Origin of the sequence: Campylobacter concisus, from assembly GCF_050447445.1 — a bacterium.
GTDB classification, from domain to species: domain Bacteria; phylum Campylobacterota; class Campylobacteria; order Campylobacterales; family Campylobacteraceae; genus Campylobacter_A; species Campylobacter_A concisus_BI.
On sequence record NZ_JALMFW010000001.1, the window covers coordinates 112,277 to 127,098 of the forward strand.

Consider the following 14,822-nt stretch of genomic DNA (forward strand, 5'->3'; position numbering starts at 1 on the left):
AATATGAAGATAGTAAAGAGAGCTTTAACTTTTGAGGATGTGCTTCTTGTGCCGCAATACTCTGAAATTTTGCCAAAGCAAGTTGATGTAAAAACCAGGATCAGCAAAAACGTCACGCTAAATATCCCGATCGTCTCTGCTGCGATGGATACGGTGACTGAGCATAGAACTGCTATCATGATGGCAAGGCTCGGTGGTATCGGTGTCATCCACAAAAATATGGACATCGAAAGCCAAGCAAAAGAGGTCAAACGTGTCAAGAAAAGCGAAAGTGGCGTCATCATCGATCCTATCTTTATAAATCCAGAAGCGACCGTGGCTGAAGCTTTAAGCCTTATGTCAGATCTTCATATTTCAGGCGTTCCAGTTATAGATAAGGACCGCAAACTAATAGGAATTTTAACAAATCGAGATCTTAGATTTGAAACAAATATGAGCACTTTGGTAAAAGACCGCATGACAAAAGCACCGCTTATCACTGCACCAAAGGGCTGCACACTTGATGATGCGGAGAAAATTTTCTCTCAAAATAGGGTTGAGAAGCTACCTATCGTTGATAAAGATGGCAGACTTGACGGGCTTATCACCATAAAAGATCTAAAAAAACGCAAAGAGTATCCAAACGCAAACAAAGACAGCTACGGCAGACTTCGCGTGGCTGCGGCTATTGGTGTGGGTCAGATAGAGCGTGCTAAAGCACTAGTTGATGCTGGCGTAGACGTCATCGTTATCGATTCGGCTCACGGCCACTCAAAGGGTATTATCGATACTTTAAGAGAGGTAAAGGCAAAATTCAAAGTTGATGTCGTAGCTGGCAATATTGCAAACCCAGCGGCTGTAAAAGACCTAGCAGAAGCAGGAGCGGACGGCATAAAAGTAGGTATTGGACCAGGATCAATATGCACCACAAGGATCGTTGCTGGTGTTGGTGTACCGCAAATTTCTGCCATTGACGACTGCGCAAGCGAAGCAGCAAAATATGGCATCCCAGTTATCGCAGATGGTGGTTTAAAATACTCAGGCGACGTGGCAAAAGCCCTTGCAGCAGGGGCAGCTTGCGTTATGGCGGGAAGCTTGCTTGCAGGTTGCGAGGAGAGCCCAGGCGAGCTTATAACATTTCAGGGTCGCCAGTACAAAGTATATCGCGGCATGGGCTCAATAGGCGCTATGACAAAGGGTAGCTCGGATCGCTACTTCCAAGAAGGCACCGCTCAAGACAAGCTTGTGCCTGAAGGTATCGAGGGTCGTGTGCCATTTGCTGGTAGCATAAAAGATGTGATACATCAGCTAATAGGCGGCCTAAGAAGCGCTATGGGCTATGTCGGTGCAAAAGATATCCCAACTCTTCAAGAAAGAGCTGAATTTGTCGAGATAACAAGCGCAGGACTAAAAGAGAGCCACGTTCACGACGTAGTTATTACTCACGAGGCACCAAACTACAAAGTTAATTAGTGTTAGACCTGCAAACTAGAACTATTAAATTTAACGAGCCACTCTATCTTGAGAGTGGCCGTATGCTATCAAATTTTAAGCTTATTTATGAGACTTACGGCACGTTAAATTCCGATAAAAGCAACGTTATCGTGATCTGCCACGCCCTAACTGGCTCACACCATGCTGCTGGCACCTACGCAGGCGATGAGAAAGCTGGCTGGTGGGATGGGCTAATAGGCAGCAAAAAAGCTGTTGATACCGATAAATTTTACGTTATTTGCGTAAATATCTTAGGCTCATGCTTTGGCTCGACTTCGCCACTAAGTGTAGATAGAAGCAGTGGTAAAGAGTATAGGCTAAATTTCCCAGTCCTTGCCATAAGCGACGTAGTAAAGGCGCAAATGAGGTTATTTAGCGAGCTAGGCATCACAAGAGCAAGAGCCGTGATAGGTGGCAGTCTTGGCGGTATGCAAGCACTTTGCTACGCTATCGAGTTTCCAGAATTTGCGCAAGATATCATCATGCTTGCAAGCACCTATCAGACTAAGCCTTGGGCGATAGCTTTTAACAAAATAGCCATCGAAGCCATTTTAAACGATGAAAATTTCAAAAATGGCGAATATGACGCAGAATTTATAAGAAAAAATGGGCTAAAAGGTATGGCTTTTGGCAGAATGGCAGGGCATATCAGCTTCTTAAGCCCTGATAGCATGGATGAGAAATTTGGACGAAACTACGTAGAAACTGACGGTCTTTATGAGCTTTTTGGGCGCTTTCAGGTGGACCGCTATATGGAGTACAACGGCTACAACTTCCCAAAGAGGTTTGATCCGCTAAGCTACCTATACATCGTGAAGATGATGAATATCTTTGACTGCACAAGACACTATGACAACCTAAAAGACGCCCTTGCGCCGATCAAAGCAAATTTGCATCTAGTCGCTTTTAAAGGCGATCTGCTCTTTCCACCAAGCTGCATGAGAGAAATTTATGACGCACTTTGCGAAATGGGTCGAGGCGCAAAGACAAATTTTGTTGAGATAGATAGCAACTACGGCCACGACGCATTTTTGGTCGAGATAGAAAAATTTGATGGATATATAAAAAATATATTAAAAGGATAGAGAATGGAGCAAAAAGAGCAAAGCTTTGAAGAAAAATTAGCCCTAGCAGATAAAATTTTAAACGATCTAAACAAAGATGATGTGAGCCTAGAAAACAGCATAAAGCTGCATGAGCAGGGCAAAAAGCTCTTAAATGAAGCAAGAGAAATTTTAGAAAATGCAAAACTTAGTATAAAGCAGGTGGACGATGAGTAGAATTTGTGCTCTTCAGCTACCAACTCAGCCGCTAAGCGAGGCAAGGCTTGATTATTATCTAAAAATTTGTGCGGACGAAAATGCAAGACTTGTTGTGCTTGGTGAATATGTGCTAAATAGTTTTTTTAAAGAGCTCATTAGCATGCCAAAAAGCCTTATAAAAGAGCAAAGCGAGCGCAAAAAAGAGGCTCTTTTTGCAATGGCAAAAAAGTATGATCTAAATATCGTTGCACCCATTGTAAATCTAAAAGGCAAGGAAATTTTTAAAAGTCTAGCTAAATTTACCTCAACACAAGTAAAGCTATATGATCAGCAAATTCTCATGCCTTACGCTCACTGGAATGAGGCGAAATTCTTTAATAACACAAGCGATGAGCTAAATTTGCCTATTTTTACCTACGATAAATTTAAAGTTGGCGTCATGTTTGGCTATGAGGCACATTTTGACATTTGCTGGGCTTATATGAGCGCTAAAAAGGTAGATATTGTTCTAGTGCCAACGGCTTGTACATTTTTTTCTCAGGCGCGTTGGGAGGAGCTTTTAAAGGTTAGGGCCTTTACAAACAACGTCTACGTGCTGCGTGTAAACCGCGTAGGAAGCCATAAAAGTGATGATACGCAATGGAGCTTTTACGGCGATTCGATGCTTATTAATCCGTTTGGAGAGGTCAAAAATAGGCTCGGAAAAAATGAAGAGATGATGATAGATGAGCTTAGCAAAAAGGAGCTTAGTGAGGCTAGAAGCACTTGGGGCTTTATGCATATAGAGGCTAAATTTAAAAGATGAAAGAAGGCCGTAACTGGACGGGAAAGCGAGCTTAGCAAGAGTGAGCGCTCTTTAAAGGAATTTTGGAGTAAATTTTGAAACGAAGTGATGTTGAGAGATATATAAAAGAGAAATTTGACGTTTTAGGTGAGCAAATTTTCCCAAAATATCCAAAAATTAGTGCCTTTCGTCATAAGAAAAATGAGAAGTGGTTTGCATTACTTATGCAGATAAGCGCTAGCAAGCTTGGGCTTGAAAGTGACGAAGTGACCGAGGTTTTAAATCTAAAATGTAGCCCTGATCTAGCGATGGTGCTAGTCGATGAGCAGCAAATTTTTAAAGCCTATCACATGAACAAAAAGCACTGGATAAGTGTAAATTTAAACTCCAAAATCTCACAAAAAACAGTTTTTGATCTGATAGACGAGAGCTTTACCTTAAGCAAATAAAAGCCATTTTTCAGCCTTAAATTTAGTAGTTTTTGTTAAAATCACGAAAAATTTAAGGATAAAATTTGCAAGAGCTAAACAATGAGATCAAAAAAGTCCATTTTATAGGCATCGGCGGCATCGGTATCTCAGCTATCGCTAGATTTTTACACGAAAAAGGCCACAAGATAAGTGGTAGCGACATCAAAGAGAGCAAGACTACGCTAGAGCTTCAAAATGAAGGCATCGAGGTCATCACACCGCACTGCAAAGAGGCGATAAAAGACCAAGACTTTGTGGTCTACTCAGCCGCGATAAAAGAGGATAATATCGAGCTAGTCGAGGCTAGAAACAAGGGTATAAAGTGCTTTTCTAGAAAGGAAATTTTGCCTTATGTGCTTGAGGATAAGTGTGTCTTTGCGGTAGCTGGTGCACACGGCAAGAGTACGACCTCTGCGATGTTGGCAAGTCTAATCGAAGGTTCAGTCATCATCGGCGCCATCTCAAAGCAGTTTGGCTCAAATATGCGTTATGCAAAGAGCGAGAATGTCGTATTTGAGGCAGATGAGAGCGACTCAAGCTTTTTAAACTCAAACCCATATCTAGCCATCGTCACAAACGCAGAGCCAGAGCATATGGAGCACTACGACTACGATCTAGCTAAATTTTACGCAGCCTACAAGGGCTTTTTGGAGCGCGCAAAGGTTAGAGTGATAAACGCTGAGGACGAGTTTTTAAGTACGCTTAAGCTTGATGCTATTAGACTCTTTCCAAGCACTGATATCACCGAGCTTACGATGGTTGTAAGAGACTATCAGCCATACACTAGTTTTAATCTTAAAAATTTAGGTAAATTTGAAGCCTTTGGTATGGGCGAGCACATTGCCATAGACGCATCTTTGGCTATTCTTGCTGCGATGCACGAGACACCGCTAAAAGACATCAGAGAAAATTTACTAAATTTTAAAGGGATCAAAAAACGTTTTGACATACTTTGTGCAAACAAAAATTTTGTTCTAATAGACGACTACGCGCACCATCCAACCGAGATAAAAGCGACGCTAAAATCAGTCTTTGAATACGCCAAAATTTTAGGCATAAACAGCGTCACAGCGATATTTCAGCCACACCGCTACACAAGACTTAGCACAAATTTACATGGCTTTAAAGAGTGCTTTAAGGGCGTTGATGAGCTTGTCATCTTGCCAGTTTATGCAGCTGGTGAAAATCCGATCGAAGTTGATATAAAGAGTGAGTTTGGCGAGTATAACCCGATCTTTACCGACAAGGTCGAGAGGGTTGAAGAGGGGATAGAATTTACAGATGAATTTGGCGTGAAAAACCGCCTAAGTGACGGCATCGTAGTTGGCTTTGGAGCGGGTGATATCAGCGTGCAACTAAGAGGCGGATATTAATGGATCTAAGTAATTTCAAGCCTCAAGATGAAAATGAAATTTTAAAAGAGATAAATGAAAAAGAGCTAAGCGAGGATGAAATTTCAAGCCTTATAAATTTAGGCAAAAAAGATATCTTGATCGCTCTTGCAAGGTCGCAAAAACTAAGTAGTACTCAGATAAAAGAGATGCTGCCAAATGCCTCGTATATGGCTGTTTGCTTGCTAGTTGAAAAGCAAGATATCAGCGAGGTTAAGGCTGAAATTTTAGAAAAGATTGAGCCTCATGCTGAGCTTTACAAAGAGCTCATCGCAAAGTATAAGGGCGTAAAATGGTAAGAAATTTGATAATAATCGCCGGTATGATGCTACTTTTTGGAGCGATCTGGGCGATAAAAGATGAAAAGATCAGCAAAGGCATAAAAGCGCTCGTTAGCGCGGTGCTTGTAGCAATCCTTATTTGCGTCTATTTTTACGAAGAGAATTTATCAAAAAACGAGGACGCCATCTCAAAGCTAGTTAGCGATTTTAAACAGGGCAAAACACTAAAATGTGGCGAATATAACGTGAGTGCTGAGAAATTTAACTACGAATTTGGCACGGCGTCATTTTTAGCTAAAAGAGAATTTAGCGATCTCTCAGGCGTGATTGTGCCTATAAAGAGTTGCGAACAATGACTCAAGATATATTTGCAAAGCTCGATCTGGGCGAGTATTTAGATAAATTTCACTCCTTTTTAGCAAGGCAAAAACCGCTATTTTTACAAGGTGATAGCAAAATTCACTTTGAAAACATAAACGAGCTTTCAAAGTATGACTTCAAAGCACCTGATGAGATAAAAAACCTCGATGACGCGCTTATGAGACTTAGTAAGCAAGCAGTGCTTCACATCAGCGAAATTTACGAGTTTGCAAAGATTATTAAGTATTTTTCATATCTAAAAAAGCAAAAATTTGAAGGTAGGCTTGGCGAGTGGATCGCAAAGGTAGAAATTCCTGAAGTGATGATTACTTTGGCAAATAGTTTTGATGAGAATGGTGAGTTTAGTGACAGCGTAGATGAGAGATTTTACGCGATAAAACAGGCGTTTAGCGAGAAAAAACGCCAGATTGATGCTGAACTTAAAAAGCTCATCTACTCAAAGCACATCACGCCCTATCTAGTCGACACCCAGACGCACTACATCAACTCGCAAGAGGCACTTTTGGTGCGTGGTGGCTTTAACCATGCCCTAAAAGGCACCGTGATCGCTAGAAGCTCAGGCGGCTACTTCTACGTCGCACCTGCGAGCACTGAGCGCCTAAAAAAGGAGCAAAGCGAGCTACTTGATAGAAAAGAGGAGATCATTTTTGAGCACTGCAAGAAATTTAGCCTGCAGATGAGCAAGAGCCTGCTCTTTTTGAAATTTATAAATAACGCTTTTGATCAGTTTGACGCATATCAAGCGCGTGTAAATTTGGCTAGATCGCGCGACTATGAGTTTGTTTTGCCAAGCAGCTCACACGTTATCAAGCTTGAGAAATTTGCCCACCCAGCGCTTAAAAACCCAAAAAGCGTGAGTGTGGATTTTAGCAAAAAGGTGCTTTTAATAACCGGTGTAAATGCTGGTGGCAAGTCGATGCTTTTAAAATCTATCATCTCAGCCACGCTGCTTGCAAAGTATCTGCTGCCTATGCGTATTGACGCAAATCGCTCAAGCATCGGCTCTTTTAAAGAATTTGACGCGATCATCGAAGATCCACAAAGCGTGAAAAACGACATCTCGACCTTTGCTGGCAGGATGGTGCATTTTGCAAAGCTTTTTACTAAAAAATCGATCATCATCGGTATCGACGAGATCGAGCTTGGTACCGATTTTGAGGAGGCTGCGAGCTTGTATGGCGTCATGATAGAGCGCCTCATCACTCAAGATATCAAAATGATCATCACGACCCACCACAAGCGCCTTGCGATGCTATTAGCTAAAAATCCAGAGGTTGAGCTAGTGGCGGCACTTTACGACGAGGCAGCTCAAAGGCCTAAATTTGAGTTTTTAAAGGGCACGATCGGTAAGTCTTACGCCTTTGAAACGGCGGCAAGATACGGCATATCTCAAAATTTAGTGGCGCAGGCAAAGAAAATTTATGGCGAAGATAAAGAGAATTTAAATGAGATCATCACAAAGACGCTAAATTTACAAACTAAGCTTGACGATGGGATAAAAGAGGTCACGGCAAAAGAGGAGCGACTGGAGCGCTTGCTTGAGGAGCAAAAAGAGCTAAAAGAGAAAAATGAGATCAAGCTAAATGCGACTATTTCACGCCTGGAAAAAGAGTATTTTGAAGCAATAAATGCGGCAAAAGCGGTTATAAATTTCAAGGATATAAAAGACAAACAAAGAGCGCTAAATGTGGCAAATGAGAAAAAAGCTGCTATCGTTAAGCCTAAAAAAACTGAGCGCGAGAGCCTAAAAGTAGGCGATAGAGTGAAGTATGAAAATATCAAAGGTACGGTTTTAAGCATCTCTAAAAATGATGCGATGATCGAATCAAATGGTATAAATTTGCGCGTACCACTTGAGCTTTTAAGAAAAAATGGCAACGAAGTGGTGCCGCCTAAAAAAAGTAGTGTGAGCTTAAATGTTGATAAGCCAAAGTCGGCCTCACTCTCGCTTGATCTGCACGGCATGAGAGCTGACGAGGCGATAGCAAAGCTTGATAAATTTATCTCAGATAGTCTTGTTATGGGATTTGATGAGGTTAGCGTATTTCACGGTATTGGCACTGGCAAGCTCGCCTTTGCTGTTAAAAATTTCTTAAAAGAGCATCCAAGCGTGAAAGAGTTTTTTGACGCACCGGCGAATCAGGGTGGATACGGTGCTAAAATAGTCAGGCTTTAACTTTTTTCCAAAAGTTAAAATTTATTTTAAGGTTGATATAATCAGTGCAATTACACAAAACAAGGGAAGTAACTTTTGAGTAACAAGGACGAACGGGCAAGTAGCCACTTAAATATCACTAAGACAATTGTTGTTTTGGTGTTTGTTTTGGGAAGTATTTTTTTAGTCGAAAACCTGGCAGTTTTTTATTTTAAATTTAATAATGCTTCTGCTGAAAATGGTTTTAATCTTCGAAAGAAAGTTGATTATTTGACATATCAATATGTTGATTATTTCAAAAATGTCAGCAAATATGATGTCGTAAATTTTCAATCTTACATTAACGATAGCGCTATGGGTGATGTCCTTTTATTAAAGGATGATAATAAAAATGGATACAAGGTCGTAGCGTCTTCAGATAAAAGAATAATAAATCAAGAATTTAACGATAAAAGCTGTGGAAATATCTTTGCTCATAATTTCCAAAAAGATTATTTTTGGGCAAAAATTTTGCCAGAAAATGCTGCTCAAGTTTGTATGTTTGTGCCGGTCGGAGAGTATATATTAGGCTTTAAAGGAAAGGTCGATCAACGTATTACTGGTACGCATGATGAGTACTTTTTTGAGTGGCTTTTAAATAATATGACTTTAACATTTATCTTAAGCTTCGTTGGTGCAATAGTTGCTTTATCTACTTGTATATGGTATGCGGTTAAGTATATAAAAGAAAAAAATAACTATAACGCATTAAAAATAGATACTAAAAAACAGATAGAAGAGCTTGGAGAAAAGCTTTATATCGATCCGATGACTGGACTTTTAAATAAAACAGCATTGGTGCGTGATATTAATAGCTATGAAAATCCTAAAGTAGTGCTTATAGATATTGATGATTTTGGTAAGATGAATGACTTTTACGGTAAATTTGCATGTGATCAGATTTTGGTAAAGATGGCTGATTTGATCAGTGAATTTGCCAAAGATGAGAATATGAAAGCTTACTGTATAGAAGCAGATAGGTTTGCTCTGGTAGAAGATAGCGATAGCTTTATCGATAGATATGAAGATATGGTTGAAGATTTGATAGAAATTTTTAAAGGTCGTATGCTAAGTATAGTCGATGAAGATGGTAGAGAGATAGAAGGTATCGAGATACATAGCACGATAGGTTTTGCTCTTGATAGTGATCAAACACTAAGAAAAGCAACAATAGCATTAAAAACAGCAAAAGAGCAAGATAAAGACTATGTTTGTTATTTTAAAGGGCTAAATCAAAAAGAGGAATACGCAACTCAAATAGAACGCTCTAAACTGATACAATACGCCACTATAAATAACAATATTGTTCCTTATTTTCAGCCGATAGTTAATGACCAAAAGGTACCTGTAAAATATGAATGCTTGATAAGGCTTTTAGATAGAGGCGATGTTATATCACCAAATGTCTTTTTAGATATCTCAAAGCGTATTAAGCGTTATGCTGATCTTGAGAAACAACTCATTGTAAAGTGTTTTAAACAGCTTGTAGAGGATAAGAATTTAGTACTTTCTATAAATTTAAGCAGTAGAGATATGATCGATGGTGATGTTAGCTCACTTGTTTTAAATTTATTGAACAAGCACAATGTTGCTGGTAGAGTAGTATTTGAGATCGTTGAAGATGAAGAACTTAAAAATTTAGAGAGAGTTTCAAATTTTATCGAGCGTGTAAAAAGTATGGGCGCAAAGATCGCTATTGATGATTTTGGCTCAGGATATTCAAATTTTTCTTACATTATAAAGATCAAACCTGACTATGTGAAGATCGATGGCTCTATTATAAAAGATATAGACATAAATAAAGATTCACACTCTATCGCAAGTGCGATCGTGGCATTTGCAAAAGACCTTGGTATAAAAACTATTGCTGAATATGTGCATTCAAAAGAGATATTTGAAATCTGTAAAGAGATCGGTGTAGATGAGTTCCAGGGCTTTTATTTTGGTGCACCAGAGCGTGCCGGCTCATAAGGCCCTTAGTGGTAATTAGCTTTTTAAAAGAGCTTTTAAGCTTTCGCTCTATCACACCTAATGATGCTGGAAGCTTAGAATTTATCGCTAGATTTTTGCCTGATTTTGAGGCTAAATTTATAGAAAAAAATGGCACAAAAAATCTCATACTTTCTAAAATTTATGGAGACGGTGAGCATCTAGCTTTTGCTGGACACGTTGATGTCGTGCCTCCAGGTGAGGGCTGGGATAGTGAGCCATTTACTCCACTAGAAAAAGATGGCTACATCTACGCAAGAGGCGCACAGGATATGAAAAGTGGCGTGGCTGCTTTTGTTTGCGCTGCTAAAGATACGAAATTTGATGGGAAGCTAAGCATCATATTAACAAGCGACGAAGAGGGCGATGGCACATATGGCACGCCTTTAGCACTTGAATATTTGCGCGAAATAAATGATTTGCCAAAATTTTGCGTAGTGGCTGAGCCAACTTGCGATAAAGAATTTGGCGATAGCATAAAAGTTGGCAGACGTGGCTCAATAAATGGCAAGATCGTGATAAAGGGCATTCAAGGACACGTGGCATATCCTGAAAAGTGCATAAATCCGGTAAATTTAATAGCTCCACTTCTAAATAAAATAACTGATCACGATATGGACGCTGGAAGCAAGTTTTTTAGCCCAAGTAAGATCGTGGTAACTGATATCAGAGGTGGCATGCAAGTTTGCAACGTCACGCCAAGCGAGCTTAGCATAATGTTTAATGTGAGAAACTCAAATTTAACCGACGTAAATGACGTCGAGAGCTATCTTAGAGAGGTTTTAAAAGAGCTTGATTACGAGCTTAGCATAAAGCAAAGCTCAAAGAGATTTTTAACGAATAAAGATAGCAAAATCGTAAAAAATTTAATGGCCTCTGTCGCAAAAATTACCGGTGTCACGCCAGTTCTAAATACAAAGGGCGGCACGAGCGATGCAAGGCACTTTGCTGAATTTGGCATAGATACGATAGAATTTGGCGTCATAAACGACCGCATACACGCTAAAAACGAGCGAGTTAGCACCCACGAAGTAAATAAACTTTATGAAATTTTTAAAGATTTGATAGAAAAATTTTAATCCATAAATTTTATTATCCTTAAACAAAAAAGTTATTAAGTGTCTAAAAAATACTTTCAAAAGCTATTTTGATTGATATTTTTTGTCAAAGAATTTTAAAAATAAGAAATTTTCTTTATTTGGCAATATTGCTATTATCTGTTACAATTCATGAAATAGCTGGGTTTTGGCAATTTCAAGTAAAACCTAATGGAATACTCTTTTTAACGAGCATAAGGCAGAAGTTATAAATACATTTGTGAGCGAGAAATATATCCAGCACGATCCCGGCTTTAAAGATGGTATGGATATCATTTCTAATTTGTAAAAAAGTAAAATTTCAAATAAATAAAAAAATGCAAGTAAAACGAAAAATATATAAGTCTTTTAAATACGAGAAAATGAGATATAGCTTGCGAGCTAGATTGTTCTTTTTGCTCGTAGCAATCGTGATTTTGGCAACCGAAATTTATATCGCAGCTTTTGTTAAAGGTGGCTTCGTGCGTCATTATTTGGGTGATGTGCTAGTTACGGTGATGCTTTACGCATTTGGACGAGCCGTGTTTAAAACTACACCAAAAATTTTAGCGTTTGAAATATTTATCTTCTCGCTATTTATAGAAATTTTACAATACTTTAAAGTACTTGAAATTTTAGATATTCATAATTTAATAATACGTATAGTCTTTGGCGGAACATTTGACGTTAGCGACATCGCATGTTACGCGTTGGGCTGCTTGCTGGCTTATTTGATTGATGTCATTTGCTTTCTGCAAAAGTATAAAAGTCCAAAGATATAGTGATAAATTACAACTTTATTTTTAAGTATAAAGCAGGAACTAATCATCTTAAAAGCTCCAGCAAAATTTATCTATCTATTTTAGTTCACCCCAGTTTTTGGCGATATTTAGCGATGTTTTAAGTGGCACATTTAACGTGTAAATTTCCTCCATCGTCTTTTGTGTCGTTTCTCCAAATTCCTGCGCAAACTCGTCTTTTACTTCAAAGATTAGCTCGTCATGTATTTGCAGTAACATTTTTGCGTTTTCTCCTAAATTCGATCTAACTTTTACCATCGCCATCTTGACAAGATCTGCCGCAGAGCCTTGAAAAACCGTATTTACCGCCTCACGCTCAAACATAGCTATTTGCATAGGTGTGGCACTTTTAAAGTCAAAGTAGCGTCTCCTTCCAAGTAGCGTCTGCACAAAGCCTTCGTTTTTAGCTGAAATTTTTATCCCCTCTAAAAATTCTTTGATCGTCTCAAAAGCCTTAAAATAGCGCTCTATATACTCTTTTGCCTCGGCTCTTGTGATATTTACTTGATTTGCCAGCTTGCTTGAGCCCATGCCGTAAATAAGGCCAAAATTTATACTTTTTGCCACAGCTCTATTTTGCCCATCACTACTGCCAAATATACTAATAGCCGTCCTTGCGTGGATATCCTCGTCATTTTTAAACGCCTCAAGTAGCGCAGGATCACAGCTAAAGTGAGCTAACAGTCTAAGCTCGATCTGGCTGTAGTCAAGCCCTACAAAGCTATAGCCCTCACGCGCCTCAAAGCACTCTCTGACATCCTTTGCGAGGCTGCCACGAGCAGGGATGTTTTGCAAATTTGGATTTTTACTTGATAGTCTGCCAGTGCTCGTGCCAGTTTGCAAAAAGCTCGTGTAAATTCGTGAGCCCTCATCCTTTTTCGCAAGTGCTAAAAGTGGCTCGCAGTAGGTGCTTTGCAGTTTATATAGCTCCCTGTAAGCTAAAATTTTCTCTATCACTGGGTGGGCGTCTATGAGCTCAGCAAGCACGCTCTCATCGGTGCTATAGCCAGTTTTTATCTTCTTTTTGGTTGGAAGCTTTAGATGCTCAAAAAGTATGACGCCAAGCTGTTTTACTGAGTTTATGTTGAAATTTTCGCCGCTTAGCTCGTAAATTTCACTTGTTAGTGCCTTTAGTTTTGTGTCGTTTTCAAGGATGAGCTTTTGCATTTTGGCTTCATTTATCTTGATGCCGTTTTGCTCCATGTCAAAGAGCGTGAGGATAAAAGGAAACTCGTGCGTATCGGCAAGGGCTAGTAAATTTTTATCAAGCGTGTTTAAAAAAGTTTTATAAAATTTAAGCGTTATCCAAGCGTCCTCGCTCGCGTATTTAGCAGCATTTTCTAGTGGCACATCGCCAAAAGTTTGCCCCTTTTTGACCACGTCTTCAAATTTGATCGTGTCGTAGTCATAAAGCCTCTTTGCTAGCGCGTCCATGCCGACACTTGAGTTTGGATCGCTAAGCCACGCAAGTATCATCGTATCTTTAAAATTTGCTGGGGGATTTAGACCTAGGTTATTTTTAACTATCTCAAAGTCATATTTTAAATTTTGTCCAATTACGCAGCCTTTGTAAATTTGCGCTACCGCCCATGTGGCAAATTTTAGGCTAATTTGCTGCGGCACACCAAGGTAGTTATGAGCCACTGGCACGTAGTAGGCATCCTCATCGTTAAAGCAAAAGCTAAATCCAACGATCTTTGCGCTCCTACTATCAACGCCCGTGGTCTCGGTGTCAAAGGCGACGATAGTTTCTGGCGTGACGTTAGAGAGTAGCTTTTCAATGCTAGCCTCATCAAGGAGTAAATTTGCTCTAAAGCCAAGCTTAAATTCAGCATTTTCCTCTTTTTGCAAGCTCTTAAGAAGCCTATTTAGATCGTACTCTTTTAAAATTTCTGAGATATTTATCAGAGGATTTTGCTCTGGAAATTTAGAGTGCTCAAGATCAAGCGAACTAACTGCATCATCAAATAAAGTGGCTAGTTTTTTGCTCAAAAATGCTTCGTCTTTTGCAGCGGCAAGCATATTTTTAGTGCGCTCATTTCTAAGAAGGGCTAAATTTTCATAAATTCCCTCTAAGCTTCCATACTCAGCCAAAAGTTTCTTGGCCCCAACTGCGCCGATGCCTTTGACACCTGGGATATTGTCCGAGCTATCGCCTGCGATCGCTAAGAAATCCCTTACTTGAGCCGGATAGACGCCATACTTTTCAAAGCAGCTAGCACTGTCGTGATCGATCTTACTTTGAGGGCTGTAGATGCTTACTTTGCCGTCTTCTATGAGCTGGTAGAGATCCTTGTCGTGCGTGACGATACGTACAAATATATCTTTGTCTTTGCAAAATTTAACCGCACTTGCGATGATGTCATCGGCCTCATAGCCCTCGCGACTAAGGCTGTAAAGCCCCATTTTTTCTATCATATCTATGCAAACTGGAAGCTGTTCTTTTAGCTGAGCTGGCGGCTCGTTTCTGTTGGCTTTATATTCGCCTAAAATTTCATGCCTGAGGGTTTTACCCTTGCTGTCAAGTGCAAAGATAAGGTAGTCACTTTGGTATTCATCCTTAAGGCTTGCTATAAAATTTGCAAAGCCACTAATCATTCCGCTTGGCTTGCCCTCGCGGTTTTTAAGTCCGCTCATAGCGTAGTAGAGCCTAAAAAAGAAACCAAAAGTGTCAATAATCGTAAGTGTTTTCATTTTTATCCTTTGTGTAATTTTATGAAA

13 protein-coding genes are annotated in these 14,822 nt (G+C 39.6%); 12 read left to right on the forward strand and 1 reads right to left on the reverse strand.

All coding sequences use genetic code 11. The annotated features are described in order from the left end of the window. Positions 1-3: 3 nt before the first annotated feature. The 12 genes from guaB (at position 4) to MTT30_RS00585 (ending at position 12,083) form a co-directional block, all read left to right on the forward strand. Positions 4-1,452 carry an IMP dehydrogenase gene (guaB, locus tag MTT30_RS00530; RefSeq protein ID WP_429800622.1) on the forward strand — a complete coding sequence of 483 codons (1,449 nt, stop codon included), beginning with the start codon at positions 4-6 and terminating at the stop codon, positions 1,450-1,452. Further along, positions 1,452-2,558 carry a homoserine O-acetyltransferase MetX gene (gene metX, locus MTT30_RS00535; protein ID WP_429800623.1) on the forward strand — a complete coding sequence of 369 codons (1,107 nt, stop codon included), beginning with the start codon at positions 1,452-1,454 and terminating at the stop codon, positions 2,556-2,558. The genes guaB and metX overlap by 1 nt, the downstream gene beginning before the upstream one ends. Positions 2,559-2,561: 3 nt before the next feature. Beyond that, positions 2,562-2,753: an exodeoxyribonuclease VII small subunit gene (gene xseB, locus MTT30_RS00540; RefSeq protein WP_004317712.1), complete on the forward strand. Its 192-nt coding sequence runs from the start codon at positions 2,562-2,564 to the stop codon at positions 2,751-2,753. Then, positions 2,746-3,540, forward strand: a complete 795-nt coding sequence (locus tag MTT30_RS00545; protein ID WP_429800624.1) for a carbon-nitrogen hydrolase family protein — start codon at positions 2,746-2,748, stop codon at positions 3,538-3,540. The genes xseB and MTT30_RS00545 overlap by 8 nt, the downstream gene beginning before the upstream one ends. A gap of 74 nt (positions 3,541-3,614) precedes the next feature. Next, complete coding sequence (locus MTT30_RS00550; RefSeq protein WP_429800625.1) at positions 3,615-3,968, forward strand: MmcQ/YjbR family DNA-binding protein; 354 nt, start codon at positions 3,615-3,617, stop codon at positions 3,966-3,968. An 86-nt stretch (positions 3,969-4,054) separates the two neighbouring features. Continuing rightward, positions 4,055-5,362, forward strand: a complete 1,308-nt coding sequence (gene murC, locus MTT30_RS00555) for a UDP-N-acetylmuramate--L-alanine ligase (protein WP_429801792.1) — start codon at positions 4,055-4,057, stop codon at positions 5,360-5,362. Beyond that, entirely contained in the window at positions 5,362-5,679 is a 318-nt protein-coding gene (locus MTT30_RS00560) for a hypothetical protein (protein ID WP_429800626.1), read from the forward strand. Before murC ends, MTT30_RS00560 begins: the two co-directional genes overlap by 1 nt. Next, positions 5,673-6,017 carry a hypothetical protein gene (locus MTT30_RS00565; RefSeq protein WP_103623956.1) on the forward strand — a complete coding sequence of 115 codons (345 nt, stop codon included), beginning with the start codon at positions 5,673-5,675 and terminating at the stop codon, positions 6,015-6,017. The genes MTT30_RS00560 and MTT30_RS00565 overlap by 7 nt, the downstream gene beginning before the upstream one ends. After that, entirely contained in the window at positions 6,014-8,218 is a 2,205-nt protein-coding gene (locus MTT30_RS00570; RefSeq protein WP_429800627.1) for an endonuclease MutS2, read from the forward strand. The genes MTT30_RS00565 and MTT30_RS00570 overlap by 4 nt, the downstream gene beginning before the upstream one ends. A gap of 249 nt (positions 8,219-8,467) precedes the next feature. Then, entirely contained in the window at positions 8,468-10,207 is a 1,740-nt protein-coding gene (locus MTT30_RS00575) for an EAL domain-containing protein (protein WP_429800628.1), read from the forward strand. Between the two features lie 8 nt (positions 10,208-10,215). Next, positions 10,216-11,304 carry a succinyl-diaminopimelate desuccinylase gene (dapE, locus tag MTT30_RS00580; RefSeq protein WP_429800629.1) on the forward strand — a complete coding sequence of 363 codons (1,089 nt, stop codon included), beginning with the start codon at positions 10,216-10,218 and terminating at the stop codon, positions 11,302-11,304. Between the two features lie 380 nt (positions 11,305-11,684). After that, entirely contained in the window at positions 11,685-12,083 is a 399-nt protein-coding gene (locus MTT30_RS00585; protein ID WP_429800630.1) for a DUF2809 domain-containing protein, read from the forward strand. Positions 12,084-12,158: 75 nt separating this feature from the next. Here MTT30_RS00585 and polA read toward each other — a convergent pair whose 3' ends face one another. Beyond that, positions 12,159-14,795, reverse strand: coding sequence for a DNA polymerase I (polA, locus tag MTT30_RS00590; protein ID WP_429800631.1), 2,637 nt, complete (start codon positions 14,793-14,795; stop codon positions 12,159-12,161). Positions 14,796-14,822 lie beyond the last annotated feature (27 nt).

Excerpts from the sequence above, each read along its gene's own strand:
- polA (WP_429800631.1), bottom strand. The coding sequence starts at position 14,795 with ATGAAAACACTTACGATTATTGACACTTTTGGTTTCTTTTTTAGGCTC.
- MTT30_RS00570 (WP_429800627.1), top strand. The coding sequence starts at position 6,014 with ATGACTCAAGATATATTTGCAAAGCTCGATCTGGGCGAGTATTTAGAT.
- MTT30_RS00585 (WP_429800630.1), top strand. The coding sequence starts at position 11,685 with ATGAGATATAGCTTGCGAGCTAGATTGTTCTTTTTGCTCGTAGCAATC.
- guaB (WP_429800622.1), top strand. The coding sequence starts at position 4 with ATGAAGATAGTAAAGAGAGCTTTAACTTTTGAGGATGTGCTTCTTGTG.
- MTT30_RS00565 (WP_103623956.1), top strand. The coding sequence starts at position 5,673 with ATGGTAAGAAATTTGATAATAATCGCCGGTATGATGCTACTTTTTGGA.
- MTT30_RS00560 (WP_429800626.1), top strand. The coding sequence starts at position 5,362 with ATGGATCTAAGTAATTTCAAGCCTCAAGATGAAAATGAAATTTTAAAA.
- xseB (WP_004317712.1), top strand. The coding sequence starts at position 2,562 with ATGGAGCAAAAAGAGCAAAGCTTTGAAGAAAAATTAGCCCTAGCAGAT.
- MTT30_RS00545 (WP_429800624.1), top strand. The coding sequence starts at position 2,746 with ATGAGTAGAATTTGTGCTCTTCAGCTACCAACTCAGCCGCTAAGCGAG.